The organism is Streptomyces sp. NRRL B-24572, from assembly GCF_002156145.1.
Taxonomy (GTDB): Bacteria; Actinomycetota; Actinomycetes; order Streptomycetales; family Streptomycetaceae; genus Streptomyces; species Streptomyces vietnamensis.
Genome location: NZ_MWIG01000255.1, coordinates 1 through 2,176, shown reverse-complemented (window position 1 = coordinate 2,176; position 2,176 = coordinate 1). Strand labels below are relative to the sequence as shown.

Below are 2,176 nucleotides of genomic sequence, written 5' to 3'. Positions count from 1 at the left end.
GACCCGGGCCCCGCCGCCTGCCCGCGCGCCCCCGCACGGAACGCGAAAGACCCCCCTGCCCTGCGCTGCCGCAGGTCAGGGGGGTCTGTCCGAGTGGAGCCTAGGGGAGTCGAACCCCTGACATCTGCCATGCAAAGACAGCGCTCTACCAACTGAGCTAAGGCCCCGGAACGAGGACAGCGTACCGGGTCACCCCCCATGTCCGGCAAAAGGATTGGGACTCCCGGTCGGCGACCACTCTCCGTAAGATGCTGACCGGGGTTCGCAGTGGCGAACCCAAGGGATGGGGAGTAAGCAATGGACGCAGCGCAGCAGGAAGCCACGGCAAGAGCCAGAGAGCTTCAGCGCAGTTGGTACGGAGAGCCGCTGGGGGCGCTCTTCCGTCGCCTGATCGACGATCTCGGGCTCAATCAGGCCAGGCTCGCGGCCGTGCTCGGGCTCTCCGCGCCCATGCTGTCCCAGCTGATGAGCGGCCAGCGGGCCAAGATCGGCAACCCGGCCGTCGTCCAGCGCGTCCAGGCCCTCCAGGAGCTCGCCGTCCAGGTCGCCGACGGCAGCGTCAGCGCCGCCGAGGCCACCGACCGGATGGACGAGGTCAAGAAGTCGCAGGGCGGCTCCGTCCTCACCAGCTCGGGCCAGACCACCACCGGTTCCGGTGCGCCGACCGTGCGCCGCGTGGTCCGCGAGATCCAGTCGCTGCTGCGCTCCGTGGCGGCCGCCGGCGACATCATCGACGCCGCCGACTCGCTCGCCCCGGCCCACCCGGAACTGGCAGAGTTCCTCCGGGTGTACGGCGCCGGGCGCACCGCCGACGCGGTCGCCCACTACGAGTCGCACCAGAACTGACGCGGGCCCGGCAGCCGGCCGGGACCTCGGAGAGACGACGCAGACGGGGGCGGGCGCAGCGCGATGGGTGAGGTCTTCGCTGGTCGGTACGAGCTGGTCGACCCGATCGGACGCGGCGGGGCGGGCGCGGTGTGGCGCGCCTGGGACCACCGGCGGCGCCGTTACGTGGCGGCCAAGGTGCTCCTGCAGAGCGACGCGCACACGCTGCTCCGTTTCGTCCGGGAGCAGGCGCTGCGGATCGACCATCCGCACGTCCTCGCCCCGGCCAGCTGGGCCGCCGACGACGACAAGGTCCTGTTCACCATGGACCTGGTGGCCGGCGGCTCGCTGGCCCACGTCATCGGGGACTACGGCCCGCTGCCGCCCCGCTTCGTCTGCACGCTGCTCGACCAGCTGCTGTCGGGCCTGGCCACGGTGCACGCCGAGGGGGTCGTGCACCGGGACATCAAGCCCGCCAACATCCTCATGGAGGTCACCGGCACCGGGCGGCCGCACCTGCGGCTCTCCGACTTCGGCATCTCCATGCGCAAGGGCGAACCCCGCCTCACCGAGACCAACTACGTGGTGGGGACGCCCGGTTACTTCGCGCCCGAGCAGCTGCTCGGCGCCGAGCCGGACTTCACCGCCGACCTGTTCGCCGTCGGACTGGTCGGGCTCTATCTGCTCAAGGGCGTCAAGCCGGACTCCCAGGCCCTGGTCGAGCACTTCCTCGCGCACGGCACCCCGGGCGCCCCCGAGGGCGTCCCCGAGCCCCTGTGGCAGGTGCTGGCCGGTCTGCTCCAGCCCGATCCGCAGGCCCGGTTCCGGACGGCCACGGGAGCGCGGAAGGCGCTGAGCGCCGCCGTCGAGATGCTGCCCGAACCGGGGGCCGGCGAGGAGTCGGTCGAGATCCTCGACCAACTGGGCCCGCTGCCGACCGGCTTCGGCCCCGAAGGCCCCATGGTCCCCACGAGCCCCACGAGCCCTACGGCCTCCACAGGCCCCGCCGCGTCGACACCGGCGCCCGCGCCCGTACCGACCCAGGAACGGCCCGTACAGCCCGCCCAGCCGCCCGTACAGCCCGCACAGCAGCCCGTACAGCCACAGCACCCGTCGTACCGGCCCACCGCTCACGTCCCGGCGGCCCCGTCGCTGCCCGGCCCCTCCGAGACGGGCAGCTTCCACCTGCCCCCGCCGGCTGTACAGCCGGTCACCCGGCCGGCGGGGTACGGACCGGCCCCCATGCAGCCGTACGCCCCTCCGCCCGTCACGGCACCCACGGCTCCCACCGCCCCCGCGGCACTCGCCCCGGTACGGCGGCCGGGACCGCCACCTTCGGGGGCGGTCCCGG

2 protein-coding genes and 1 tRNA gene are annotated in these 2,176 nt (G+C 73.2%); 2 read left to right on the top strand and 1 reads right to left on the bottom strand.

The genetic code is table 11. From position 1 onward, the window contains the following. Positions 1 to 94: 94 nt before the first annotated feature. A tRNA-Ala gene (locus CCN56_RS15825) sits at positions 95 to 167 on the bottom strand. 130 nt (positions 168 to 297) lie between these two features. Between CCN56_RS15825 and CCN56_RS15820 the strand changes: the two genes are divergently transcribed. Both CCN56_RS15820 and CCN56_RS15815 read left to right on the top strand, forming a co-directional pair. Then, entirely contained in the window at positions 298 to 846 is a 549-nt protein-coding gene (locus CCN56_RS15820) for a transcriptional regulator (protein ID WP_041130161.1), read from the top strand. 63 nt (positions 847 to 909) lie between these two features. Next, positions 910 to 2,176, top strand: a 1,267-nt coding sequence (locus CCN56_RS15815; RefSeq protein WP_086827475.1) for a serine/threonine-protein kinase, incomplete at its 3' end; no start/stop codon positions are given.

Excerpts from the sequence above, each read along its gene's own strand:
- CCN56_RS15820 (WP_041130161.1), top strand. The coding sequence starts at position 298 with ATGGACGCAGCGCAGCAGGAAGCCACGGCAAGAGCCAGAGAGCTTCAG.